The 25,459-nt window shown below is 62.1% G+C and carries 21 protein-coding genes; 8 read left to right on the top strand and 13 right to left on the bottom strand.

Features of this window, described 5'->3' with window-relative positions; all coding sequences use genetic code 11:
• Positions 1-1,050: 1,050 nt before the first annotated feature.
• The 4 genes from F759_RS0129075 to F759_RS0129060 form a co-directional block, all read right to left on the bottom strand.
• Positions 1,051-1,863: an ABC transporter permease subunit gene (locus F759_RS0129075; protein WP_027802953.1), complete on the bottom strand. Its 813-nt coding sequence runs from the start codon at positions 1,861-1,863 to the stop codon at positions 1,051-1,053.
• A complete protein-coding gene (locus F759_RS0129070; protein WP_027802952.1) occupies positions 1,863-2,792 on the bottom strand; it encodes an ABC transporter permease subunit in 930 nt (309 codons plus the stop codon). The genes F759_RS0129075 and F759_RS0129070 overlap by 1 nt, the downstream gene beginning before the upstream one ends.
• On the bottom strand, positions 2,789-3,889 hold the full coding sequence (locus F759_RS0129065; protein WP_152530734.1) for an ABC transporter ATP-binding protein: 1,101 nt from the start codon (positions 3,887-3,889) through the stop codon (positions 2,789-2,791). The genes F759_RS0129070 and F759_RS0129065 overlap by 4 nt, the downstream gene beginning before the upstream one ends.
• 157 nt (positions 3,890-4,046) lie before the next feature.
• Positions 4,047-5,147, bottom strand: coding sequence for a polyamine ABC transporter substrate-binding protein (locus F759_RS0129060; RefSeq protein ID WP_027802950.1), 1,101 nt, complete (start codon positions 5,145-5,147; stop codon positions 4,047-4,049).
• A 551-nt stretch (positions 5,148-5,698) separates the two neighbouring features.
• Between F759_RS0129060 and F759_RS0129055 the strand changes: the two genes are divergently transcribed.
• From F759_RS0129055 to F759_RS0129045, 3 genes are all read left to right on the top strand, one after another.
• Positions 5,699-6,994, top strand: a complete 1,296-nt coding sequence (locus F759_RS0129055; protein WP_027802949.1) for an Nramp family divalent metal transporter — start codon at positions 5,699-5,701, stop codon at positions 6,992-6,994.
• Between the two features lie 282 nt (positions 6,995-7,276).
• Entirely contained in the window at positions 7,277-8,614 is a 1,338-nt protein-coding gene (locus F759_RS0129050; RefSeq protein ID WP_027802948.1) for a phospholipase A, read from the top strand.
• A gap of 160 nt (positions 8,615-8,774) precedes the next feature.
• Entirely contained in the window at positions 8,775-8,978 is a 204-nt protein-coding gene (locus F759_RS0129045) for a DUF1289 domain-containing protein (RefSeq protein ID WP_027802947.1), read from the top strand.
• Positions 8,979-9,075: 97 nt separating this feature from the next.
• On the opposite strand, the gene F759_RS0129040 is transcribed toward F759_RS0129045, so the two are convergent.
• From F759_RS0129040 to F759_RS0129030, 3 genes are all read right to left on the bottom strand, one after another.
• A complete protein-coding gene (locus F759_RS0129040; RefSeq protein WP_027802946.1) occupies positions 9,076-9,732 on the bottom strand; it encodes an OmpW/AlkL family protein in 657 nt (218 codons plus the stop codon).
• Between the two features lie 67 nt (positions 9,733-9,799).
• Positions 9,800-10,990, bottom strand: coding sequence for an NAD(P)H-dependent flavin oxidoreductase (locus tag F759_RS0129035; protein ID WP_027802945.1), 1,191 nt, complete (start codon positions 10,988-10,990; stop codon positions 9,800-9,802).
• A gap of 128 nt (positions 10,991-11,118) precedes the next feature.
• Complete coding sequence (locus F759_RS0129030) at positions 11,119-12,543, bottom strand: aldehyde dehydrogenase family protein (RefSeq protein ID WP_027802944.1); 1,425 nt, start codon at positions 12,541-12,543, stop codon at positions 11,119-11,121.
• 184 nt (positions 12,544-12,727) lie between these two features.
• Here F759_RS0129030 and F759_RS0129025 point away from each other — a divergent pair, with 184 nt between their 5' ends.
• On the top strand, positions 12,728-13,222 hold the full coding sequence (locus tag F759_RS0129025; protein ID WP_027802943.1) for a hypothetical protein: 495 nt from the start codon (positions 12,728-12,730) through the stop codon (positions 13,220-13,222).
• 114 nt (positions 13,223-13,336) lie between these two features.
• Here the strand turns inward: F759_RS0129025 and F759_RS0129020 are convergent, their stop codons facing one another.
• Positions 13,337-14,929: an ABC-F family ATPase gene (locus F759_RS0129020; protein ID WP_036025505.1), complete on the bottom strand. Its 1,593-nt coding sequence runs from the start codon at positions 14,927-14,929 to the stop codon at positions 13,337-13,339.
• Positions 14,930-15,233: 304 nt separating this feature from the next.
• On the opposite strand from F759_RS0129020, the gene F759_RS0129015 reads away from it, so the two are divergent.
• Positions 15,234-15,443, top strand: coding sequence for a dodecin (locus tag F759_RS0129015; RefSeq protein WP_027802941.1), 210 nt, complete (start codon positions 15,234-15,236; stop codon positions 15,441-15,443).
• A 180-nt stretch (positions 15,444-15,623) separates the two neighbouring features.
• Here the strand turns inward: F759_RS0129015 and F759_RS0129010 are convergent, their stop codons facing one another.
• The 4 genes from F759_RS0129010 to F759_RS0128995 form a co-directional block, all read right to left on the bottom strand.
• Positions 15,624-16,718 (bottom strand): BMP family ABC transporter substrate-binding protein, encoded by a 1,095-nt coding sequence (locus F759_RS0129010; protein ID WP_027802940.1) that lies wholly within the window; start codon positions 16,716-16,718, stop codon positions 15,624-15,626.
• A 58-nt stretch (positions 16,719-16,776) separates the two neighbouring features.
• On the bottom strand, positions 16,777-17,706 hold the full coding sequence (locus F759_RS0129005; RefSeq protein ID WP_020070179.1) for an ABC transporter permease: 930 nt from the start codon (positions 17,704-17,706) through the stop codon (positions 16,777-16,779).
• 37 nt (positions 17,707-17,743) lie between these two features.
• Positions 17,744-18,850, bottom strand: a complete 1,107-nt coding sequence (locus tag F759_RS0129000) for an ABC transporter permease (protein ID WP_027802939.1) — start codon at positions 18,848-18,850, stop codon at positions 17,744-17,746.
• A gap of 64 nt (positions 18,851-18,914) precedes the next feature.
• Entirely contained in the window at positions 18,915-20,516 is a 1,602-nt protein-coding gene (locus tag F759_RS0128995; RefSeq protein WP_027802938.1) for an ABC transporter ATP-binding protein, read from the bottom strand.
• A 249-nt stretch (positions 20,517-20,765) separates the two neighbouring features.
• On the opposite strand from F759_RS0128995, the gene F759_RS0128990 reads away from it, so the two are divergent.
• On the top strand, positions 20,766-21,698 hold the full coding sequence (locus tag F759_RS0128990) for a LysR substrate-binding domain-containing protein (RefSeq protein ID WP_007181594.1): 933 nt from the start codon (positions 20,766-20,768) through the stop codon (positions 21,696-21,698).
• A 73-nt stretch (positions 21,699-21,771) separates the two neighbouring features.
• On the opposite strand, the gene F759_RS0128985 is transcribed toward F759_RS0128990, so the two are convergent.
• Positions 21,772-23,169, bottom strand: coding sequence for an 8-oxoguanine deaminase (locus tag F759_RS0128985; protein WP_027802937.1), 1,398 nt, complete (start codon positions 23,167-23,169; stop codon positions 21,772-21,774).
• Between the two features lie 535 nt (positions 23,170-23,704).
• Here F759_RS0128985 and uraH point away from each other — a divergent pair.
• On the top strand, positions 23,705-24,058 hold the full coding sequence (gene uraH, locus F759_RS0128980) for a hydroxyisourate hydrolase (protein ID WP_027802936.1): 354 nt from the start codon (positions 23,705-23,707) through the stop codon (positions 24,056-24,058).
• Between the two features lie 189 nt (positions 24,059-24,247).
• Positions 24,248-25,441: a urate hydroxylase PuuD gene (locus F759_RS0128975; RefSeq protein ID WP_027802935.1), complete on the top strand. Its 1,194-nt coding sequence runs from the start codon at positions 24,248-24,250 to the stop codon at positions 25,439-25,441.
• The last annotated feature ends 18 nt before the right edge of the window (positions 25,442-25,459 follow it).

Raw genomic sequence — 25,459 nt, 5'->3', positions numbered from 1 at the left:
GACGCGTCCGCGCCGGTTTTTGTGCGGGGGCGGCATTGGGGTGGGGTTAGGGTTGGGTATAGGGTCTAGGTTTTTTGGGTTTTCCTTGTGGTTCGGGTTTTCCTTGTGGTTCGGGTGGTTCCTAATGGGTCGTAGTGGTCTATTAGTGTTGCCCCTGTGCGGGGCGGCACTTACTTTCTTTGCCGCCGCAAAGAAAGATAAGCAAAGAAAGCGGCTCAAACCGCTAGCTCGTAGGTGGGTCCCCCGGCTTGGAGGGGGCAGTGGTACATCTGGAATCCGTGCCCTCGCGCACTCCGCGCTCGTGACAAGGCAGTCATGCTTCCCGCCTCGCGCTAGGCGCTCGTCGGAAGGGTCGGGCCTGGCCGACCACTTGCGCTGTCGCTCGGCGGGGGCCATAGGCTTCGCGTCGGCGGGACGCTTAAGGGCAATGTACTTCAATGCATTGTCGCGATAGCGTGCAAAACGCATTTTTCCGCAGCCGGCTGCAGACTTGCATCGTGCATCTGATGCGGAACGTGCTGCGATATGTGGGCACGGAAAGAGCGCTGCAGGATGGGAATTGCGAACAGCCGATCTATGCAGCGCTAAGCGCCGGGGCGACCGAAGCAGTTTGTATAGCTCCGGCGGTCATTGGGCGTTTCGCGAGCTGATCGATCAGTTCCTTCAGAATCAGCAGCAACGCGGACTGGCCCTCGCGAGGCGCGCTTTGATTAGCGAGGTTTGGATGCCCCCGCCGCACGACAGCGCAAGTGGTCGGCCAGGCCCGACCCTTCCGACGAGCGCGTAGCGCGAGGCGGGAAGCATGACTGCCTTGTCACGAACGCGGAGTGTGCGGGAACACGGATTCCAGATGCACCACTGCCCCCTCCAAGCCGGGGGACTCACCTACGAGCTAGCGGTTTGAGCCGCTTTCTTTGCTTATCTTTCTTTGCGGCGGCAAAGAAAGTAAGTGCCGCCCCGCACAGGGGCAACACTAATAGACCACTACGACCCATTACGGAGCACTACGAACCACTACAGAACCACAAAAGAAAGGCAAAAAAACAAAACCTACACCATCACCCTCCTCCTCTCCGCCCGCTGCATAAAATAATTAACCGCCACAACCCCAACAGTCACCACGGCAATAAACAAAGTCGCCAACGCATTCATCTCCGGATTCAACCCGAGCCTCACCCGTGAGAAAACAACCAGCGGCAACGTCGTCGACCCCGGCCCGGACAAAAACGCCGACAAAACCAGATCGTCGATCGACAACGTAAACGACAACAACCACCCCGACACCAGCGCCTGTGAAATCAACGGCAACGTAATCGAGAAAAACACGCGCAGCGGCGTAGCCCCAAGATCGAGCGCCGCTTCCTCGAGCGAAGGATGCAATTCCTTGACACGCGATTGCACGATAATCGCCACGTAGGAAATGCACAGCATCACGTGCCCGACCCATATCGTGAAAATGCCGCGCCCGGCCGGCCATCCGAGCCACTTCGCCATTTCGATGAACAGCAACAGCAACGAAATGCCCTGAATCACTTCGGGAATCACCAGCGGCGCGTTGATCATGCCGGTATAAAGCGTGAAGCCGCGAAAACGTCCCATACGCGCGAGCACGAAGCCTGCCCACGTACCGATAATCACCGACGCAAACGCCGTCAGCACCGCCACCCTCAACGACAGCCACGCCGCGGCGATCAGTTCATCGTCGTGCAGCAACGCCTCATACCAGCGTGTTGAAAAGCGCGTCCATACCGTAACCAGTTGCGATTCGTTGAACGAATAAACGATCAGACTCACAATGGGCACATACAGAAACAGAAAGCCCAATCCCAACGCAGTGAACTGCAAAATCCGGTTCGGCTTCATTAGCGTCGTTCCTCCATCGCCTTCGCCTGCGCGTACTGGAAAAACGCCATCGGCACCAACAGCAGCAGCACCATCGCACACGTCACGGCCGAGGCCATCGGCCAGTCCGCATTGTCGAAGAACTCATTCCACATCACGCGGCCGATCATCAGCGTATTCGCGCCGCCCAGCAATTCAGGAATCACGTACTCGCCCACCGCGGGAATAAACACGAGGAGGCAACCGGCGATAATGCCGTTCTTCGAGAGCGGCAACGTAATCTGCCAGAACGCTTTCCACGGCCTTGCGCCAAGATCATATGCGGCTTCGAGCAAAGTCATGTCCATCTTCACCAGATGCGCATACAAAGGCATCACGAGAAACGGCAGATATGAATACACCATGCCGATATAGACGGCCGTATTCGTGTGATACAGCTCGATCGGCGAATGGATCAGACCGATCGACATCAAAAAGTTATTCAGCAATCCGTTGTTCTTAAGAATGCCGATCCACGCGTAGACGCGAATCAGGAACGACGTCCAGAACGGCAGCATCACGGCCATCATCAGCAGATTGCGACGCGCCGGATTCGAACGCGCGATGTAATACGCCATCGGATAACCAATCAACAGACACAGCAGCGTCGAAATTGCGGCGACCACCACCGAATTGACGTACGTCGCGAAATAAAGGCTGTCCGTGACGAGAAACGCGTAATGCGACAGGTCGAGTTTAATGTTGATCGCGCCATCCACAAAACTCGTCAGTTCCGTGTACGGCGGAATGCCGAGTTGCAAATCGGCAAAACTGATCTTGACGACGAGCAGAAACGGCACGAGAAAAAACAGCAGCAGCCAGACGAACGGGCCGGCCACCACCGCGGTGCGGCCAGTGAGCCCGAAGCGTCGCACCGGCCACGCGACGAACGCGTTGAACTGGCGCTTCATGACGTCAGCACCACACCGGCCGATGCGCTCCAGCGCACATAGACCTCGTCGCCCCAGGTCGGCGGATCGATCTCCGTGAGCGCGAGGCTCGTCACGTTGGCGATCACCGCTTTGCCGCCGTCGAGCTTCACGTGATACAGCGAATACCCGCCCATGTACGCAATATTCGTGACGACGCCCTTGCCCCAGTTGTACGCGCCCTCAGGCGGCTTACGCGTTAGGGCGATGCGCTCGGGCCGCACCGAAATCGTCACTGGCATGCCGAGCGGCCCGGTAATGCCGTGGTTCACATAAAGGCGGCAAGTGAGATCGGGCGTTTCGATAAACACGTGATCGGGCTCGTCTTCGACCGTATGGCCTTCGAACAGATTCGTCGAGCCGATGAACTCGGCCGAGAAGCGGCTATTCGGATATTCGTAGACCTCGTGCGGGGTGCCGAGCTGCACGATCTCGCCTTCGCTCATCACCGCGAGGCGGCCCGCCATCGTCATTGCTTCTTCCTGATCGTGCGTAACCATGATGCAGGTCACGCCGACCTTGTCGAGAATGTTCACGAGCTCGATCTGCGTGCGCTGACGGATCTGCTTGTCGAGCGCGGACATCGGCTCGTCGAGCAGCAACAGCTTGGGGCGCTTCACAAGAGAGCGCGCCAACGCGACACGCTGCTGCTGCCCGCCTGACAACTGGTGCGGCTTGCGCTTTGCGAAGCGGCCCATCTGCACGAGTTCGAGTGCTGTTTGCACGCGATCGCGCAATTCGGCCTTCGGCACCCCCTCCTGCTTCAGCCCGAACGCGACGTTCGACTCGACCGTCATGTGCGGAAAGAGCGCATACGACTGAAACATCATATTGACCGGCCGCCGATACGGCGGCAGTTGCGCGAGGTCTTCGCCGTCGATCAGAATCTTTCCCGAAGTCACGCTTTCGAGCCCGGCGAGCATGCGCAGCAACGTCGACTTGCCACAGCCGGAACTGCCGAGCAGCGCGAACAACTCGCCCTTCTTCACCGACAGATTGACCTCTTTCACCGCCACGGTCTCGCCGAACTTTTTTACGACGTCGACGACCTGCACGAAATTGTCGGCCGCGTCGTTCATCGCGGCGTTGCCGCCAGCGGACGGCACGGCCGCCCGGTCCAGCGCGCCCGACTGCTCACTACTCATCACAATGCTTCACTCCGGCGTTGACGAACAAAGCCCCCGGTGGACACCGAGGGCTTCTTGATGATGCTTACCCATTCACTCTGGCCGAAGGTCAGCGGCCGGACTTGAATTCAGTCCAGAGCCGCGTCTGCAGCCGCTGGATTTCCGGCGGCAGCGGCTTCAACAGGAACAACGTCTTGATGACTTCAGGCGGCGGATACACAGCCGGATCGTTGGCGACGTCCTTGTCCACGTACTTGCGCGCTTCGAGATTCGCGCTCGGATAGTAGACAGCGTTGGTAATCGCGGCGTGGACTTGCGGCGTTTCGATGTAGTTGATCCACTCGAGAGCGGCTTCCTTGTTCTTCGCGTCTTTCGGAATCGCCATCACGTCGAACCACACAGGCGCGCCGCCCTTCGGAATGTAGTACTCGATCTTGTACGCCTTCTTCGCCTCGATCGCGCGATGCTTCGCGATCACGACGTCGCCCGACCAGCCGTATGCAAAGCACACGTCGCCGCCTACCAGGTCGTTGATATAGCCCGACGAGTTGAACTGCGTGATGTACGGACGGATCTTCTTGAGCATCGCGAGCGCGGCGCGGTAGTCGGCCGGATTCGTGCTCATCGGATCCTTGCCGATGTAATGCAGCGCGGCGGCGAACATCTGGTCCGGTGCGTCGAGCACGGACACGCCGCAGGCCTTCAGCTTCGAGATGTTTTCCGGTTTGAACAGCACGTCCCAACTATCGAGCGGCACGTTCTTGCCGAGGATCTGCTGCGCCTTCGTGACGTTGTAGCCAAGGCCAGTCGTACCGTATGCCCAGGGCACCGTGAACTTGTTGCCCGGATCGGCGCCAGCGACCAGCGCCATCAGCGACGGATCGAGGTACTTCAGGTTCGGCAGCTTCGATTTGTCGAGCGGCGAGAAGATACCCGCTGCGATCTGCTTGCCGGCGTAATTGCTGGTCGGCACGACGATGTCGTAGCCCGAATTGCCGGTCAGGAGCTTGGCTTGCAGCGTATCGTCGCTGTCGTAGTTGTCGTATTTGACCTGGACGCCGGTCTGCTTGGTGAAGTTCGGAATGGTGTCCTTGGCGATGTAATCGGACCAGTTATACACGTTGAGCTGCGTATCTTTCGCTGCCGCCGTCAGCCACGGCGCCGCGCACAAGACCAGCGCAGCCACTTGCCCCACTACCCGTCTTTTCATCCCGTTCTCCGATCGTGACCGGTCCGAGCCGGCCGTCCTCACGCATGCCGCGATATAGCGCCGATGCAGCGCTTGCGGCTCCCCTGAAAAACCCGAAAACTACCATCAATTATTGCGCGGTCCAAAAAAAACGCCGCATTGTCGCGCAAACGGTACAGCGTAAGCCGCGCCGCCGGAAAATGGGCGCAATTTTAGCGGGTTATCGGCGCGTGTCTACCCGAAAAAAACCCCGCGTCGTGCCGCGTTGCGAGCTTGCCGCCAGGACAGCGCTGCCGGCCGGTCAGTGGAGCCCGTTGCGGACCGCCTGGACGCCGCGATGCAAGCGTGGCGCCGGCATCATCGCAAGGCAACGCGATGCCGTGCGACGGAGCACAATAGCTGACGAGCAATAGCGGCCGCACGCTCCGTCACGCGCGCAGGGCCGCCTGCGCGCGTCGGCAACGCGACGCGACGGACATGGTCTTCGCGGCCCGCCCACGCCTGGTGGCGCGCAGATGAGAGCGGCGGGCACAGGCCTTGCGAAACCAGGCAGTCTTTGACCTCAGGCATTCATGAACACCAATCCGTTCGCGCTGCGCCCCAACCGCCGCCGGCGCCTGCCGGAAGGCGGACCCGCGCACTGGTTTTCGTTCGTCGGCGCGGGCGCGCTCATCGCGGTCGGCTATATCGATCCCGGCAACTGGGCCACGGCGCTCGGCGCGGGGGCCGGCTACGGGTATCAGCTGCTCGGCATGGTGGTGCTCTCCAGCCTGATGGCGATGCTGCTGCAGTGGCTGTCGTCGCGGCTCGGCGTCGTAACCGGGCGCGATCTCGCGCAGGTGTGCCGCGAACGTTCTGGACGGCGCCGCACGATCTTTCTGTGGCTTACCAGCGAGGTCGCGATCATCGCCTGCGACGTCGCCGAGGTGGTGGGCAGCGCCGTCGCGTTGCAATTGCTACTTGGCGTATCGCTGACCGTCGGGGTGCTGATGTCGGCCGTCTGCACATTCGCGCTGCTCGCGCTTCAGCAGAAAGGCGGCCGCAAGCTGGAGGCGGTGATCGCGTCGCTGATCGGTTTCGTGGGCCTGTGCTTCGTGATCGAACTGGCGCTAGCGCGCCCCGACTGGCATGCGGCACTGGCGGGCACGGCGCCGAGCATCGAACTGGTGCGCAACGCCGGGATGCTGTGGCTCGCGGCAGGCATCGTCGGCGCGACGGTAATGCCGCACAACCTCTATCTGCACTCGTCGCTCGTCAAGCACCATGCGCCCGACAGCAGCGACGCGCAGATCAAGGCCGCGTTGCATGTCGTCAATATCGACACCATCGGCTCCCTCCTCTTTGCTTTCGTGATCAATGCGGCGCTTCTGATCGTCGCGGCCGCCGTGTTCAATGCGAGCGGCCATCGCGACGTCACGGATCTCGCGGATGCGCACCGTCTGATCGCCCCACTGCTCGGCACGCGCTGGGCCGGCATTCTGTTCGCAGCGGCACTGCTTGCCTGCGGCCTGAGCGCGACCGTCACCGGCACACTGGCGGGCCAGGCGGTGATGGAGGGCTTCCTGCAACTGCGGCTGCCGCGCTGGAAGCGCGCGCTGCTGACGCGGGCACTTGCAATCGGTCCCGCACTGGTGGCCGTGACGATGTTCGGCCAGGAAGGCTCCAATAAGTTGCTTGTGGCAAGCCAGGTGGTGCTCAGCCTGCAATTGCCGCTTGCCGTCGTGCCGCTGATCCGCTACGCATCCGATGCACGGCTGATGCGCGGTTGGCGCGTGCATGGCGTGCCGCTGGTGCTCGCCTGGCTGTCGGCGACCTTCATCATCATGCTCAACGGCGCACTGCTGTGGCAGGTCGCATTCGGCGACTGACGCATCGGGGCTTTGCACCTTGCTCGGAATTCGCCTACGGTTGCAGTGAATTTGTAAATAATCTTTTAGTATTTCACCTTGGGCGGCGGCCGATCGCCGTGGCGTCGAGCCGCCCCCTGTTGCCGTGAATTCCGGTGGCTGCCTGCTGTCTTGCGGCGGCCATTGTTTTGCCACCTCCGAGTTTCTCGCACCGAGGCAGCGGCGAAAGCATGTGCCGCGCATGGCCTCACTCGACCCGCGCCGCGCCGTTTCGCTTGCCGCCTCGCTCCTGGACGACGACCCATGCACCTTGTTGCCTCATTCGACCGCTTCGCTCGCCGCATCTTCATGACGATTCGCCACGCTCATGGCTATCCGCGCCTCAACAGATTTACTTTGGCGTTCGCCGTTCTGGCCTTATCGAGCGCCTTGCCGGGCGAGGCGGCCGCCACCGTCGCGATGCTGCAACCCGCGCGCATTGCGGCGGCCCAGGAACCGCTGCAGCTCACGCTGCTCTATTCCGCCGACGACGCCCGCGCCCTGAGCGTCACCGTGCCCCAAACCTTGCACGTGACCCTGACGGGCGGCGAGCAATCTCCGCAGCCGCTCGAACTGACCCGCGAAGCAGGCGTGCCCGACACGCTGCGCCTGCGGCCGGGACAGTTCCGCAAGGTGCGCTTTTCGGCGCCGTGGCCGGAATCGGCGCGCGGCGAGGTGCGTATCGATCCAATAGGCTTCGATGCTTCGCCTGCGCTCGTGGTGCTCAATCGCGGCCCGCAGCAGGATGCGATCGTGCAGGCCGAACGCAGTGAGAGCCAGGCCAGCACGCCCGCGCAGGCGGCGGCAACGGCGGCGGCGCTCGACGGCCCCACCGGGGACGCCATTTCGCCGCCCGGAGACTCGCTGTCGACGACCGGACGTGGCGTATTCGCACACGTCTCCTACTACGAGCCGATGTATTTCGCGGCCGGCCACAACGGCGACACGAACGCGCGGCTGCAACTGAGCTTCAAGTACCGCCTGCGCATTCCGGACGACCTGCGCTCGAAGGCGTTCATCGACAATCTTTACTTCGCATACACGCAGACTTCGATATGGGATCTGTCCGCCGAGTCGCGGCCGTTCCGCGACACGACCTACTCGCCGCAACTGTTCTACTACGTGCCGGACACGGGCTGGCGCAATCCATTCTTTACGCGGATGGGATTCGCCGCCGGCGTCGCACACGAATCGAACGGCAAAGGAGGAACCGATTCGCGCAGCATCAACATGCCGTTCGTCCGTCCGACTTGGGAATTCGGCGATCTGACGGCCAACCACCTGACGGTGTCGCCGAAAATCTATTACTACCTCGGCAAGCAGAGCAATCCTGATATTGCGGACTATCGCGGCTACGTCGATCTGCTCGTCAAATACGGCAGCCCGGACGGCTGGCAACTCGCGACCACGCTGCGCAAAGGCACCAAGCATTGGTATGGCAGCGTCGATACGCAATTCACCTATCCGCTCGCGAAGCTGCTCGGCAGCGCATGGGGCGGCTACTTGTGGATCGGATATTTCAACGGCTACGGCGAGGATCTGCTCGACTACAACAACCGTCAGCACTGGATGGCGCGAATCGGCTACAGCATTGCGCGGTGACACTGTGGGCCATGCAGCGGCGCGGGGTCCGATGCACTGCCCGGTGCACTGCCCCGTGCACCGTCGGCTGCGCTATTCGATGCGCTGCTGGAGTCGGCGCGGCTCACGCCGCGTATCGGTTAACATAGCGGAACTCCGCTTCCCTGCTGCAAGGTTTCCGATGGCTTCGAATCTCCACGCTCTTCCCGACAGTCCCTGCATTGGCGTCTGTTCGACACTGTTCGACGAAATCTGCAAGGGTTGCGGCCGCACCGCCAGCGAAGTGTCCAATTGGGTTTTTCTGAGCGACGAAGAAAAGAGGGCCGTGTGGGTGCGCATCGAGCAGGAAGGCACGGCCATGCGGTTTCAGAACGACAAGCTTTGAGACATTCGCGGGACAGTCAGTCAGGACGTCCCGCCGAAGCGGCTCGTGAGTTCGAAGAGGGCTTTAAGGTTGCCCTCACTGCCCCAGAGCAATGCGCTCAGAAGCGCATACCGACACCCAGCCCCGCCACGACCGGATCGATGCTGACGCGGCCGAGCGACTGGCCACCCAGCGACGCATCCGTGTGCATCCAGATTTTCTTGATGTCCGCGTTGACAAACAGCGACTTGGTCACCTGAACATCGACGCCCGCCTGCAACGCCGGACCGAAGCTGTGATTGTTGATCGACACCGGTTGATCGCCGGCGTGCAGACCATTGTTGTAGAACAACGTGTAGTTCAGACCCGCACCGACATACGGACGCACGCGCCCTGCATGGTTGAAGTGATATTGCAGCAGCAAGGTCGGCGGCAATACGTTCACGCCGCCAAGACCGCCGATGCTCGACGTGAGCTGATGACGCGACGTGCCGAGAATCAGTTCGACGCCGAGATAGTCGCGGATCATGTAAGTCAGATCCAGTTCCGGCACCGTCGCGTTATTGACGCCGACGCTCAGCGCCGACAACGTGCCCGTTGTTTCGACGTTCGGCACGATGCTGATCGCGCGCAAACGCACCAGCACGTCGCCGGCGTGAATGCCGCTCATTGTGTCGTCGCCGGCGGCATGCGCCTGCGGAGCCAGCGCAGCCGCGCATAGCAGACCCGATGCGATGGCGGCGGTCCTGATCTTGTTGCTGAGCGAGAGTTTCATTTGCTTCCCCGATTGTTGGTGATGCGGGGATTGTCGAAGCTTCAGCCGCGCGACAACTTGACTCGCATCAACCGAGGGAGAAAGCCCAGCGCCCTGCGACAGCCGGTCGCGTCGCACCGGTCAGCAGCAGTTCGATCAGATCGTGCACGCTGCGAATCGCCGAGCCGAACGGCAGCGCTTCCTTGCCGCGAAAAAAGAGCCCATTTGCGACGTCGCCACGCAAAGCCGCGGCGAGACGCGTGTCGATGCAGAAATGGCCGAACTTTTCGACGCCGTCGCGCAAGCCACATACGCTCAGACACTCGAGCGCGGTCGGGCACGCGTGTTTGAGCGCGCCGACCTTCTCGCGAATCCTGCTTTCATGCCGCAGATAGCGCACGAGCCACGGCGTTTTGACCGCACGCGCGGGCAAGCCCGTCACGCTGACAAATTCGACGATGTCTTCCGGCGCCGCCTCTGCCAGCACACGCTTGAAATTCGGATGCGCGTCGCCTTCCTCGGTGACGGCGAATGGCGTACCGAGCTGAACGCCGTTAGCACCCGCGTTTAACAGCGTGCGCACGGCCTCATGACTATTGATGCCACCCGCGAAGATCAACGGCACCTGGTTGCGATCGAGCCCGAGCGAGGCGAACACCGCGTCGAGTTCTTGCAGAATCCGCATGAAGTCAAAGCGCTGATCGTTCATATCGGCGATGCTCGTGACGCCCAGATGCCCGCCCGCGTGCGCCGGATGCTCGATCACGACAGCGTCGGGCAAGCGGCCTTTTTTCATCCACTTCTTTAACACCAGCGCGACCCCGCGGCTGTCCGACAGAATCGGAATCAGCGCGATATCGTGGCCTTGCGTCATGTCCGGCAAGTCGAGCGGCAGGCCCGCGCCCATCACGATTGCGTCGGCGCCGCTTTCGCAGGCTACGCGGACGTAATCGGCCTGCGCGCTGACCGCTTTCATCACGTTGACGGCGATCATGCCGCGTCCTTCGCTCAGCGCCTTCGCCGCACGGATTTCGCGCGAGAGCGCGGTGAGATTCGCCTGTTCGAGCGTGGCGCGATCCGGTGCCTGGCTGCAATGGTCGACGAGATCCGGATGGTGGTGGCGCAGGTCGATGCTGGCAATCGTGCCGAGCGCGCCCTCGCGCGCGACGCTGCCGGCGAGCCGGTGCGCCGAGATACCGACGCCCATCCCGCCTTGCACGATAGGCAGTAGCGAGCGGCCGCGGATGACTAGCGGTGAAAAGGAGTGAGAGTTGAGCATGGCTGACCCGACGGACGATTATCGAACCGTGAATCATCGTCCGTCGAGCGCGGCCGGGGCTGCGTCAGATCAAACCGCGTGCGAATGACGTCGCCGCGTGTGCGATTGCTTGATGCCGATCATCCGGATCAAAGATTGAACTGCATCGACTTGAGTTCGAGATATTCGTCCAGCCCGTAGACACCGTTTTCGCGTCCAAAGCCCGATTGCTTGAAACCGCCGAACGGCGCGGCCATATTCCATGCGCCGCCGTTGATGTCGACCTGGCCCGTGCGGATGCGGCGGGCGACGCTTTGCGCGTGCTCGTCACTGCCGGCCCATACCGCGCCGCCCAAGCCATACGGCGAATCGTTGGCAATCCGAATCGCTTCGTCTTCGTCCTTGTAGGTCAGAATGGACAAGACCGGGCCGAAGATTTCCTCTTGCGCGATGGTCGCTTTCGGATGTACGCGGCCGAATACCGTCGGTTTCACGAAGAAGCCCTTCGACACGCCGTCTGGCAGCCCCGCGCCACCGGTCACGAGTTCGGCGCCCTCCTCGATTCCCTTTGCGATGTATTGCTGCACGCGCGCCTGCTGTGCCGCGGATGCCAATGGACCGAGGCGTGTCTTTTCGTCGCGCGGATCGCCGGCTGCGTAGGTCTCGGCCACCTGTTTCGCGAGCGCGCGTGCTTCGTCGTAGCGAGCTTCCGGAACCAGCATGCGCGTGTGCGCGGAACAGGTTTGCCCGGAGTTCAAAAAGCACGCGCTGACGGTGCCTTTCACGGCGGCAGCAAAATCGGCGTCGTCGAGAATGACCGAGGCCGACTTGCCGCCGAGTTCGAGCGCGACGCGCTTGATCGTCGCCGATGCGAGTTCGGACACGCGCTTGCCGGCGCGCGTCGAGCCGGTAAACGAGACCATATCGACCGACGGATGGCTGGCGAGAATCTCGCCGACGACCGGCCCATAACCGCTGACGAGATTGAACACACCGGCAGGCAGCCCGGCTTCGTGAATCGCCTCGGCGAGCACGAACGCATTCAACGGCGCGATTTCCGAAGGCTTGAGCACGACCGTACAACCGGCCGCGAGCGCCGCCGCGACCTTCAGCGTGATCTGATTGAGCGGATAGTTCCACGGCGTGATGGCCGCGACCACGCCGACCGGCTCGCGCACGACGAGCGAATTGCCGACGCGCGCCTCGAATTCGAAGTCGCCGGCAAGCTTTGCATAGGCATTCCAGTTGTACACGGAACTGCCGACCTGAATGGCGCGCGAGAGCTTCAGCGGCATGCCTACTTCGCCTGCGATCAGCGTGGCCAGTTCGTCGGTGCGCGATTTCAGATTCGCCGCGATGCGCGCCAGATGCTCACCGCGCTGCGCGGCGGGCGTCGCGGCCCAACTGTCGAAGGCCACGCGCGCGGCGGCAATCGCGCTTTCGGCATCGGCTTCCACGCCTTCGGGAATGCGCCCCATGACTTCCTCGGTGCCCGAGTCGATCACGTCGATCGTGCCAGTGCCGCAGGGCGCAATCCATTTTCCGTCGATATAGAGTTTGTCGTAGGTTTTCATGATGGCTGGCCTCTGTCTGCGGACATTGATGGTTCTATTCTAACCAGCGTCGGACGAAGGGTTGAGTGCGCGAACTGGGTGCCGACCTGGCTCGAAGCCCGGCTAGCCAACAACGCCGGGCTCGCTTACTATCCGACTTCATAAGAAAGCGCCCGCCCGCGGCGCGTACACGTTGAGGCCACCCATGAACCCCACACCACACCCCAAACTTGCGCTGATCCTGGCGTTGGTTGCAATCGCCGTGACAGCAGGCGCCGCCCACGCGGCGGAGTCGGCGACGGACGCCGCATCGGAAACCGAACTGAACCTGACCAAAGACGCCGCGCATCCAGCGGCAGACCTTCCCAGCGGGCTTGCCGACTTCTGCTTTTTTGCACGCCTGCCGCCTGCCAGTCAGAAGTACAAGGTCATCAGGAATGTGAAGATAGGCAAAGGCACTTACGGCGGCGTTGCGGACATTCTGCCGCAAATGGCGGAGTACGCGCAGTTGCGCGGAGCGGATGCGATCGTCGAATACACCGGTTCGCAGCGCTTCGGCTTCTGGCCGTGGCGGATGGTGAGACCCGTCGTGCGCGGCGTCGCCGTGCAGTGGACGGAACCAAAGCAAGTGGATTGCGAATCCATCGGCGGCACGAAGCTGAGCACGATTCTGTCGTCGGGTCAGCCGCCAGCAAAATAAAAAACGGCGGTCCGGCATGCTCTGCGCATGCGGACCGCCGTTCTGGGTGAGTCATGAGTCCAACGGAGAAAACCCGAGGACCGATGGCGTCAAAAATTCATGTTTCAGGATGGTTTACTGCACGCCCTGGCTGAGCAGGAAGTCTTCGTAATTACCACCGAAGTCGTTCAGCGTACCGTCGGTCTTCACTTCGATGATCCGGTTGGCCAGACCGCTAACGAACTCGCGGTCGTGCGACACGAAAATCAGAGTGCCTTCGAACTTGTCGAGCGCGATTTGCAGCGACTCGATCGATTCCATGTCCATGTGGTTGGTCGGCTCGTCCATCAGCAGCACGTTGTGACGGCCTAGCATCAGCTTGCCCCAGATCATGCGGCCCTTCTCGCCGCCCGAGAGCACCTTGACCGACTTGCGGATATCGTCCGCATTGAACAGAAGACGACCGAGCGTGCCGCGCACCATCTGCTCGTCGTCGCCTTCCTTGCGGTAGGCGTCGATCCAGTCCATTAGCGTGACGTCGTTCGGAAACTCTTCGTACGTGTCCTGCGGCATGTAACCGACGTTCGCGTTTTCCGCCCACTTCACCTTGCCGTGATCGAGCTGCAGATTGCCGAGCAGCGAGCGCAGCAGCGTGGTCTTACCGGCGCCGTTCTCGCCGATGATCGCGATGCGCTCACCGGGCTGCACGCTGATGCTGAAATTATTGAAGATCGTGCGCTCGTATTTCTTCGAGATGCTGTCCGCGACCACCGCGATGTTGTGCAGCTTCTTCTCGAACTCGAAGCGGATAAACGGATTCTGCCGCGACGACGGCTTGAATTCCTCGATCTTGATCTTGTCGATCATCTTCAGACGGCTGGTGGCCTGACGCGCCTTCGACTTGTTCGCCGAGAAGCGGCGCACGAAGTCCTGCAGGTCGGCGACACGCTCCTTGGCCTTCGCATTCGCGTTCTGCTGACGCTCGCGCGCCTGCGTGCTGGCCAGCATGTAGTCGTCGTAATTGCCCGGATAAACCTTCAGTGTGCCGAAGTCCATGTCGGCCATGTGCGTGCAGACCTGGTTCAGGAAGTGGCGGTCGTGCGAGATGATAATCATCGTCGAGTTGTACTGGTTGAGCACGTCTTCCAGCCAACGGATCGAGTTGATGTCCAGGTTGTTGGTCGGTTCGTCGAGCAGCAGCACATCCGGCTTCGAGAACAGCGCCTGCGCGAGCAGCACGCGCAGCTTCCAGCCGGGCGCCACGTTGCTCATCGGGCCGTTGTGGTCCTCGATCGCGATGCCGATGCCGAGCAGCAGTTCACCCGCGCGCGCCTCGGCGGTGTAGCCGTCGTACTCGGCAAACTTGGCTTCGAGCTCGGCCGCGTGCATGTAGTCGTCGTCGGTGGCGTCGGGGTTCGCGTAGATCGCGTCGCGCTCGGTCATGGCAGCCCACATTTCGGCGTGGCCCATCATCACGACGTCGAGCACGCGCACGTCTTCGTAAGCGAACTGGTCCTGGCGCAATTTGCCGAGGCGCACGTTCGGCTCGAGCATCACGTTGCCCGAGCTCGGCTCCAGATCCCCACCCAGGATTTTCATGAAGGTGGATTTGCCGCAGCCGTTAGCACCGATCAGGCCATAGCGGTTCCCTCCCCCGAATTTGACCGAGATGTTCTCGAACAGGGGCTTTGGCCCGAATTGCATGGTGATGTTGGCAGTAGACAGCACGGCGCGTCCCTTTGAATGTGATATCGGCGAAAAACCCAATATTTTAGCAGGTTATCGCGAATCCAGCCGGCGTGCAGCGGATCTCGGATCATCGGGCCGCCGGCCGGCCCTCGCCGGAAAGACCCATCTCCACTTCCGCATGTCGTCACATTTCAGGCGGCATCGAATGGAGATGATAGCGACGCGCGCCACGCGTGGGCATCGGGCACGCGGCGTGCGACTCGCCTATCCATGCGACGAACGGTGTACCTGTCCGCGTTACCTATACTTCCTGAACGCCAACCAGGATCAAAGGAGAGATTTCATGTCAGACCACGTCTACAAGCAGATCGAACTAACCGGCTCATCGACGAAATCGATCGACGACGCGATCAGCACGGCGATCGCCAAAGCAGCGAAAACGCTGCGCAATCTGCACTGGTTCGAAGTGACGGAAACCCGGGGCCAGATCGAAAACGACAAAGTCGCCTTCTGGCAGGTGACGATCAAGGTGGGCTTGCGCATCGACGATTGATGCTGCCGATATCCGCGCGCCGCGGTGCGGCGCACGAGTGAAAGAAAGAGCCGCATCCGTCGCGGAAGCGGCTCTTTCAGTTTTGTGCAGCGGCGGTGGCACCGCCGCTGGCACTGGCACTGGTATCGCCACTGCCGCAACGCAACGCAACGCGGCGCAGCGCAGCGCAGTACAACGGCCTTACTTCGGCAACGAACCGTCCACGCCTTCCACGTACCAGTTCAGACGTTGCAACTCCGGATCGGTCAGCGTCTTGCCGGCCGGCACCTTCACCGCGCCGGATTGATCCTTGATCGGGCCCGCGAACACATCCCACTTGCCGCCCGCCAGCTCGTCGCGCTTTGCGGCCACCTTCTTCTGCGCGTCAGCCGGAATCGCCGACGTGTTCAGATCTTCCAGGTCGACGGCCTTCTGCGGAATGCCCCACCACACCGGGTCGTTCTTCCACTTGCCGTCGAGCACCTGCTGGATCGCCGCGCTGTAGTACACGCCCCAATGCGCGACCACTGAGCCGAGATGCGCGCTGGGGCCGAACTTCTTCATGTCCGAATCCCAGCCGAACGCGTGTACGTGTTTCTCCGATGCGGTCGCGAGCGTCGCGCTCGAGTCGGTGTTCTGCAACAGCACGTCGGCGCCCTGGCCGATCAGCGTTTCGGCGGCCTGCTTCTCCTTGCCCGGATCGAACCAACTGTTGATCCAGATGACCTTCGTATGCACCTTCGGATTCACCGAACGCGCGCCGAGCGTGTACGCGTTGATGTTGCGGACCACTTCCGGAATCGGCACCGAAGCGACGAAGCCGAGCGTGTTTGTTTTCGTCACGTAGCCCGCGGCGACGCCGGCCAGATATGCGCCCTGGTACATGCGCACGTCGTAGGTGCCGAAATTCGGCGCCTTCTTGTAGCCGGTTGCGTGCAGGAAAACGGTGTCCGGGAAATCCTTCGCGACCTTCAGCTCGAAGTCCTGATAGCCGAAGCTCGAACCGATGATGACCTTGTTGCCCTTGTTCGCCAGATCGCGGAATACGCGCTCTGAGTCGGCCGATTCGGGCACGTTCTCGATACGCGTGACCTTGATCTTGTTGCCGAACTTCGCTTCGGCTTCCTTCGAGCCCTGGTCGTGCGCGAAGGTCCAGCCGGCATCGCCGGGATTGCCCAGATAGACGAATGCGACGCCCGGCGCGTCGGCTGCCTGCGCGGCCTGCGAAAGCGGCGCAGCCAGCGCGAGCGACGCCGCGCCCCAGGCAAAAGCGGTCAGCAGATTTCTTCTCTTCATGTTTTCTCCTGTCGTGTTTATCGAATGATTGAAAGTTGTGATCCTGTGCCGCCGACTCTCAGCCCGCCGAGAAAAACGGCTTGCCAAGCGATGCCGGCGCGTTCAGGCGAATCGTGTTCGGGTTGCGCGAAATAAGCACCAGCACCACGACCGTCGCGACATACGGCAGCATCGCGAGGAATTGCGTGGGCACAGGCACGCCAATCGCCTGCGCGTAGAACTGCAGGCCAGTCACGGCGCCGAACAGCAGCGCGCCGATCAGGAGACGCCCCGGCCGCCAGGTCGCGAAGACCACGAGCGCGAGCGCGATCCAGCCGCGGCCCGACGTGAGCTGTTCCTGCCACAAGTGCAGATTGACAATCGAGTAGTAGCCGCCAGCCAGCCCCGCCATGCCGCCGCCGAACGCAACCGCGCCATAACGCACGCCGACCACCGGAAAACCGACCGAATGCGCGACCTGCGGCGACTCGCCGACCGAGCGCAGCACGAGTCCCGCGCGGGTGCGATACAAAAACCAGCCGATAACCGCGAACATCAGGAATGCGAGGTAATCGAGCGGCGTAAGACTGAAGAGCGCGGGCCCGAGCACCGGAATCTTCGAGAGCCCCGGGATGGTCCACGTGTCGATGGTCGCGCGCACCGCCGCCGACGTGTACGGCTTGCCGACATAGGCCGAGAGACCGATGCCGAAGATCGTCAGCGAGAGACCGGTCGCGACCTGGTTGGCGAGCATGGTCAGCGTGAGGAACGCGAACAGCAGCGACATCGCGAGGCCCGCGCCGATCGCGGCGAGCACGCCGAGCCACGGGCTGCCGGTGATCGCGGTGACCGCGTAGCCGGTCACCGCGCCCATCAGCATCATGCCCTCCACGCCGAGATTGAGAACACCTGATTTTTCGGTGACGAGTTCGCCCGCGCCCGCGAACATCAGCGGAATCGCGGCGGTAACGGCGCTCGAAGTGAGCGCGCTGGCTTGTTGAATATCCATAAATGCGGCAGCGAACCGGTAGAAAAACGATAGACGGTCAGTGGGCTTGCGCGGCAACGGAGCGCCGGCGCACACGGTAATTCACGAACAGATCGGCGCCGAGCAGACAGAACAGCAGCAGTCCCTGGAACACGCCGGAGAGCGCCTGCGGCAATTGCATCGAGGTCTGCACCGCTTCGCCGCCGAGATACAGGAGCGCCATCAAAAGACTCGCGAGCACGATGCCGACCGGATGCAGCCGCCCAACGAACACGACGATGATCGCAGTGAAGCCGTAGCCCGGCGACCACGTCGCCTGCAACTGACCGATAGGCCCGGCGATCTCGCCCATGCCCGCGAGACCGGCGAGGCCGCCGCTGATCAACAGCGACATCCAGATGGTTTTCTTGTCAGAGAAGCCCGCATAACGAGCGGCAAGCGGCGCAAGGCCGCCGACGTTCATCCGGTAGCCGGCGAAGCTCTTACGCATGAAGAGCCACACGAGCGGAATCGCGATCAGCGTGACGAATATCGATGCATTCAGGCGCGTGCCGCGCAGCCATTTCCAGTGCCAGTCGCCGTAAAACGTGGGATAAAGCGCGTCGCCGCTGAACATCTCCGAGAGCGGGAAATTCATGCCCTGCGGATCGCGCCACGGACCGCTCACCAGATAGATCAGCAGTTGCGTCGCCACATACGTGAGCATCAGGCTCACGAGAATCTCGTTGGTGTTGAAGCGGCTTTTCAGCAGCGCGGGAATTGCCGCCCACAACATGCCGCCGATCGCACCGGCGATCATCATCAGCGGCAGGATCCACCAGCCGGTGGCCTGATCGAAATAGATCGCGACGCCGCTCGCGGCAATGCCGCCGAGCAGCATCTGCCCTTCAGCGCCGATGTTCCAGACGTTCGCGCGATAGCCGATCGCGAGGCCAAGGCCGATCAGGCACAACGGCGAGGCCTTCAGCAGAAGCTCCGACCAGCCGTTCACGCTCGAAAGCGGTTCGATGAAAAACGCGTGCATGGCTTGCAGCGGATCGCGGCCCACCAGGCCGAAGATCACGAAGCCAATTGCGAGTGTGAGCAACGCGGCGATCAGCGGCACGGCGATCTGCATGGTGCGCGAGGGCGTTGTGCGTGCTTCGAGTCGATACGGAAGAATCATGGGTAGCGTGTGTTTTTTTCAGGTTCTGATATCTGAAGCGTAAATCGATGCCGCGAGACGCGGCTCAGACGTGCGCCGGCTGTTCCGCCGAAGGCGCCGTGCCCTCGCGTCCGCCGAACAGGCCCGCCATCCAGCGGCCGATTTCCTCGGCGTTGGTCGCGCCCGTCGCGCGTACCGGCGAGAGCCTGCCACCCGCGAGCACCGCAATGCGATCGCAGATGTCGAACAGTTCTTCGAGCTCCTCGGAGATCACGAGGATCGCCACGCCGCTTGCCGAAAGATCGAGTAGCTGCTGGCGAATGAAAGCCGCTGCACCCACGTCGACACCCCATGTGGGCTGCGCGACCACCAGCACCTTCGGCGCCTGGAGAATCTCGCGGCCCATGATGTACTTTTGCAGATTGCCGCCCGACAGACTTTGCGCGAGCGCTTCCGACCCACCGCAACGCACGTCGAAGGCTTCGATGCAGCGCTTTGCAAACGCGCGCATTGCGCCCGCCTTGATCCAGCCCGAGCTCACCATCTTCTGCCGATGCGCGGTGAGCAGCGCGTTTTCCGACAGCGTCATCGCGGGCACAGCGCCCCGGCCCAAGCGCTCTTCCGGCACGAAGCCGAAGCCTAATGCACGCCGGCCGCCTGCGCCAAGACGCCCTGCGGGCTTGCCGCAAATCGCGACGGCGTCGGCGCGCACGCCCCGCTTCTCGCCTGACAACGCCGACAGCAGTTCCGCCTGACCGTTGCCCGAGACGCCCGCAATGCCGAAGATCTCGCCCGCGTGCACGGCGAACGACACCTTGTCCAGCGACGTGCCGAACGGGTCGTCGCTTGCCACCGACAATTCCTTCACGTCGAGCAGCACCGCGCCCGGATTGTGCTCGCGGCGCGTGTAGTCGGGCAACGAATGGCCGACCATCAACTGTGCGAGCGACGCATGTGTTTCCTCTTTCGGCTTGACGTGGCCGGTTACGCGGCCGCCGCGCATCACCGTCGCGGTGTCGCACAGTTCCTGGATTTCATCGAGCTTGTGGCTGATGTAGAGAATGCTGCAGCCTTCGGCGGCCAGTCGCCGCAGCGTCGCGAAGAGCTTGCGCACCGCCTGCGGCGTGAGCACGGAGGTGGGTTCGTCCATGATCAGCAAACGCGGGTTCTGCAACAGGCAGCGCACGATCTCGACACGCTGCCGCTCGCCGACCGTCAGGCTATGCACATGACGCTGCGGGTCGATGTCGAGGCCGTAATCAGCGGACACTTCGCGGATGCGTTTGGAAAGCGCTTTCAGGTCGAACGGCTCATCGAGTGCGAGCGCAATGTTTTCGCCGACCGTAAGCGTCTCGAACAGCGAAAAGTGCTGAAACACCATGCCGATGCCGAGCTTGCGCGCCGCAGCCGGGCTCGCGATATCGACTGCCTGGCCTTCCCAGTAAATCTCGCCGGCGTCCGGCCGCACCGCGCCGTAGATGATCTTCATCAGCGTGCTCTTGCCCGCGCCGTTTTCGCCGAGCACGGCGTGGATCTCGCCCGGCGCGACGATCAGCGTGACGTCGTCGTTGGCCCGCACGGCCGGATATTGTTTGGTGATGCCCTTGAGCATCAGCCGGGGCGCCGCCTGTTCCGGCCTCGTTGCCGGCTGCGCGGCGGCGCCGTTGCTATAAGAAGAGTCGCTCATGTGATTCCGTAGTGCGTCAGTGACTGCGGTTGCCGTGCGTTCGTCCACCTTGCCGGCGGGCGATCCGTCACCACAACCGGATGACAATACCTAATTCGACCCGCTCAGTCGAGCCGCCAAAATTCGCCGAAACCCGCGCCACAGCAAGCTCTGCGGGTATGTCTCCCTTGACGCCGTTTTTCGTTCATATTAAAACGCATATACCCACACCCCCGCTCGATCAGCCAGCACATATATTTCGGAGAAGTCATGAGTCAGCAACGCGAGGCGATCGATACCTACCTTCTGCGCGTCTTGCATACCCTGTTGATGGAGCGCAGCGTCACGCGCGCGGCCGTCAAACTGAATCAATCGCAACCCGCCATCAGCGCCGCGCTGCGCCGGCTGCGCGACATCACCGGCGATCCGTTGCTGGTGCGCGGCAAATCGGGCATGGTGCCCACGGAGTACGGGCTGCGTCTGCTTGAACCGGTGCAGAACGCGCTGCGCGAAATCGAACGCATCAAGTTCCAGCAGCACAACTTCGATCCGGCCACGTCCATTCGCTGCTACCGCATCGGCTGCCCGGACTATCTGAACGTGCTGTTCGTGCCGACGGTGGTCGAACGTTTTCGCCAGGCCGCGCCGAACGCGACGCTCGAATTTCATTCGCTCGGCCCCGCGTTCGACTATGAACTCGCGCTCGAAGACGGCAAGCTCGACATCGTCGTAGGCAACTGGCCGGAGCCGCCTGAGCAACTACATCTGTCGAACCTGTTCGTCGACCAGATCGTTTGCCTGATGAGCAACGCGCATCCGTTCGCCAAACGCGGCGGGCTCACGCTCGACCAGTATCTGAACGCGCCGCATCTCGCACCTACGCCGTACTCGGTGGGCCAGCGCGGCGCGATCGACGTGCATCTCGCGCGCGAGCGCCTGAAGCGCCATGTGGTCGTCACGTTGCCGTACTTCAATCTCGCGCCGTATGTGCTGATCAAGTCGGACCTGATCTTCACGACGACGCGCCTCTTCGCCGATTACTACGCCAAGTTCCTGCCACTGACCGTGGTGCCCGCGCCGCTCGATTTTCCGCCGATGCAGTACTACCAGCTGTGGCACGAGCGCGTGCATTACTCCGACGAAGTGCGCTGGCTGCGCAGCCTCGTCGCCGAAGCGACCAGAACGCTGATCGACAAGCCTTGAGGCTCAAAGGCTCTCTCGAGTGATCGGCGGCGCTTACGCGCGCCGCTGTGCGCAGGCGCCGATACGTTTGATGTCATGCCGCCGCTTCGCAAAGCGTCTCCGCCAACCGGTTATGCTGCTCGATCACTGGCCGGAGTTCGAGCGTCGTCAACCGTCCGTCCTTCACCACGACCTTGCCGCCGATCACGCTATGGCTCACCTGCGACGGCGCGCAGAAGACCAGCGCCGCGACCGGATCATGCAAGGCGCCGGCAAAGAGCGGCTGACGCAGATCGAACGACACGAAGTCCGCCGCCATGCCAGGTGCCAACGCGCCGATATCGTCGCGGTTGAGCACTTTCGCGCCGCCGAGCGTGGCGATCTCCAACGCTTCGCGCGCGGTCATCGCGTCCGGGCCGAAGCCGACGCGCTGTAACAGCAACGCCTGACGCACTTCGGCGACCATCTGCGCGCCGTCGTTCGACGCCGAACCGTCCACACCCAAACCCACCGGCACACCCGCGAGCCGCATCCGCTTGACGGGCGCGATCCCCGACGCGAGCCGCATGTTCGAGCACGGACAATGAGCGACGCCCGTGCCCGTACGCGCAAACAGTTCGATGCCCGCGTCGTCGAGCTGCACACAGTGCGCATGCCACACGTCGCCCCCGACCCAGCCGAGTTCTTCCGCATACTGCGCGGGCGTCATGCCGAACTTCTCGCGGCTGTACGCGACATCGTTCGTGTTCTCGGCAAGATGCGTGTGCAGCGACACGCCGTAGTGCCGCGCCATCGCCGCCGACTCGCGCATCAGATCGCGGCTCACCGAAAACGGCGAGCACGGCGCGACGACCACACGCAGCATCGCGTAACGGCCTTCGTCGTGATACGTCTCGATCAGGCGCTGCGTGTCCTTCAGAATGTCCGCTTCCCGCTCGACCACTGAATCCGGCGGCAAGCCGCCGTCTTTCTGCCCCACGCTCATGCTGCCGCGCGCTGCATGAAAACGCATGCCGATGCGGCGCGCCGCGGCAATGCTGTCATCGAGCCGGCTGCCGTTCGGATAGATATACAGGTGATCGCTCGACGTCGTGCAACCGGACAGCAGCAGCTCCGCCATTGCGGTCAACGTGGAGACTTCGATCATCTCCGGCGTGAGATTCGCCCATACTTTGTAGAGGCTCGTGAGCCAGCCGAATAACTCAGCATTCTGCGCGGCGGGAATCGCGCGCGTCAGGCTCTGATACATGTGGTGATGCGTGTTTACGAGGCCGGGAATCACCAGATGCCCGCGCATGTCCAGCACTTCGTCGGCGGTTTGCGGCAACTCCGCTGTCGGGCCGACCGCGACGATGCGGTTGTCCTCGATATAGAGACCGCCGTCGCGCAGTTCGCGCCGTGCGCCGTCCATTGTGACCAGCACGTCCGCGTGTTTCACCAGCATTGTTCTGGTCGGCTTGCCATGAGCCTGTGCCGCCTGTTCCATCGTCATCCGTTTCTCCGCCTGATTGCTTCCGTGCAAAGTCGTCCGAACGCGATGTGACGGCGCATGAGCCGCGCCGTCGCGCCCCGTCGAACGCCGTTGGCCCGGTTACCCAGCGTATTCGCCGTCTTCGGGACGTGTGCCGCATGAAAGCCCTCGGGCTTGCCGTTGCTGCGGCGCACAGGCGTAACCTTCGACGGCCAAAATAACGCTGGCAACTCGCACCGTTGCGATAACCATCTTCAGCCTGCCGATATAGTGGGTCATTTTTGACGCCGGTACGATCCGACGGGAATGCGATGCGCTGCGACGGTCGCGCGAATCTACCCGCTGCGCCTTTCGGCAGACTGTCCGTCATGCGCCAGCTATTATCTTTCCTATCTCGCGCGCGCAGGACCGAATAAGCTTTTTACAATGGCTGCCACGGCGCTCGCTTCATTTCGCCGACGGGTATGTAGCCACTGACGTGGAGCCTCGATCCGCCGCAAACGTATCTGGATCGGGCCGCCGCCGAAACCTCGCAAACAGACAAGGAAAATTGCGAATGGGAAAGCTCACTACCCATGTGCTCGACACCGCGAACGGCCGTCCCGGCGCGGGCATCAAGGTCGAACTCTTCGCGCTCTCGGGCGATACGCGCCGCGCGCTGAAAACCACCATCACCAATGACGACGGCCGCTGCGACGAACCGCTGTTGCAAGGCGACGCGCTAGTCGCGGGTGAATACGAACTGGTGTTCGCCGCAGGCGATTACTTCGCGTCGATCGGCACGAAGGTGCCGGAGCCGCGTTTCGTCGATCGTGTTGTATTGCGCTTCGGCGTGGCCGATGCCGGTGCGCACTATCATGTGCCGTTGCTCGTGTCGCCGTGGTCGTACAGCACGTATCGCGGCAGTTGACGGGCGTCCACCGAACGCGCGCGCATCTCTGAAGACATCAACAATAAACGACGTCGTGCGAACTGAGCGCACCGCGTCTTTCACCCCGCAGTCCGCGTGGTGACGTTTCGCCTGCTCCCGTCCATTGGTCGGGTTTAAAAGACACCGAACGTCGCCGCGCGAGCAACGAATCAGAAGTGGAGGAGTTTCATGGAAGGCTTTATCACCGACTGGTTGAATCTCGCGATTCGCTGGTTCCACGTCGTCGCCGCGATTGCATGGATCGGCGAGTCGTTTTATTTCGTCGCACTCGACAACAGCTTGAAACCGCCGCACGACCCGAATCAGCGCAAACGCGGCGTGTTCGGCGAGCTGTGGCACGTGCACGGCGGCGGCTTCTACAACATGCAGAAGTACACCGTCGCGCCGCCCGAAATGCCCGATGATCTGCACTGGTCGAAGTGGCCGTCGTACACCACATGGCTGTCGGGCTTCGGCCTTTTCACGGTGCTGTATCTGTTTTCGCCGTCCACATATCTGATCGACAAGAATGTGCTCGATATGGGCCCGGTGGTTGCCGTCGCGTCGGCGCTCGGTTTCCTGGCCGCGGGCTGGATCGTGTACGACTCGTTGTGCCGCATTCTCGGCAACAAGGATCGGGTACTGGGCATCTGCGTCGGCGTGTATGTGCTGATCGCGGCATGGCTTGCATGCCATATCTTCGCGGGCCGCGCGGCGTATCTGATCATGGGCGCGATGCTGGCGACCATCATGTCGGCCAACGTGTTCTTCGTGATCATTCCGGGCCAGCGTAAGATGGTCGACGCGATGCTCAAGGGCGACACGCCCAATCCGATCTATGGCAAGCGCGGCAAGCAGCGCTCGGTGCACAACACGTATTTCACATTGCCCGTCGTGTTCGCGATGCTGTCGAACCACTACGCGATGACCTACACGCATCCATATAACTGGGCCGTGCTGCTCGTCATCATGCTGGCCGGCGCGCTGATCCGTCAATTCTTCGTGATGCGTCATCGCGGCCAGGTGCTGTGGTATCTGCCGCTCGTCGGCATTGCGCTGATGTTCGGCGCGCTCTTCTGGACCATGCCGAAGCCGATGGTGCCGCAAGCGCAAGCGGCCAACGCGCCGACGCTGAAAGTGGCCGACATCGCGCCGGTGCTGCAACAGCGCTGCGTGGCATGCCACTCTGCGCATCCGACGATGATGGGCAGCGCGCCCGCCGGCGTGCTGCTCGATACGCCGGATGAAATCTCGCAGAATGCACAGCGGATTTACCAGCAAGCGGTGACGCTGAAGGCGATGCCGCTCGGCAACGTCACTCATATGACCGACGACGAGCGGATGAAGATCGCCGCCTGGTTCCAGGGTGGCGCGGCGAAGTAATCGGGCGTTGGTGTTTGT

Origin of the sequence: Paraburkholderia dilworthii, assembly GCF_000472525.1 — a bacterium.
GTDB lineage: Bacteria > Pseudomonadota > Gammaproteobacteria > Burkholderiales > Burkholderiaceae > Paraburkholderia > Paraburkholderia dilworthii.
This window is presented reverse-complemented; position numbering and strand designations above follow the sequence as displayed.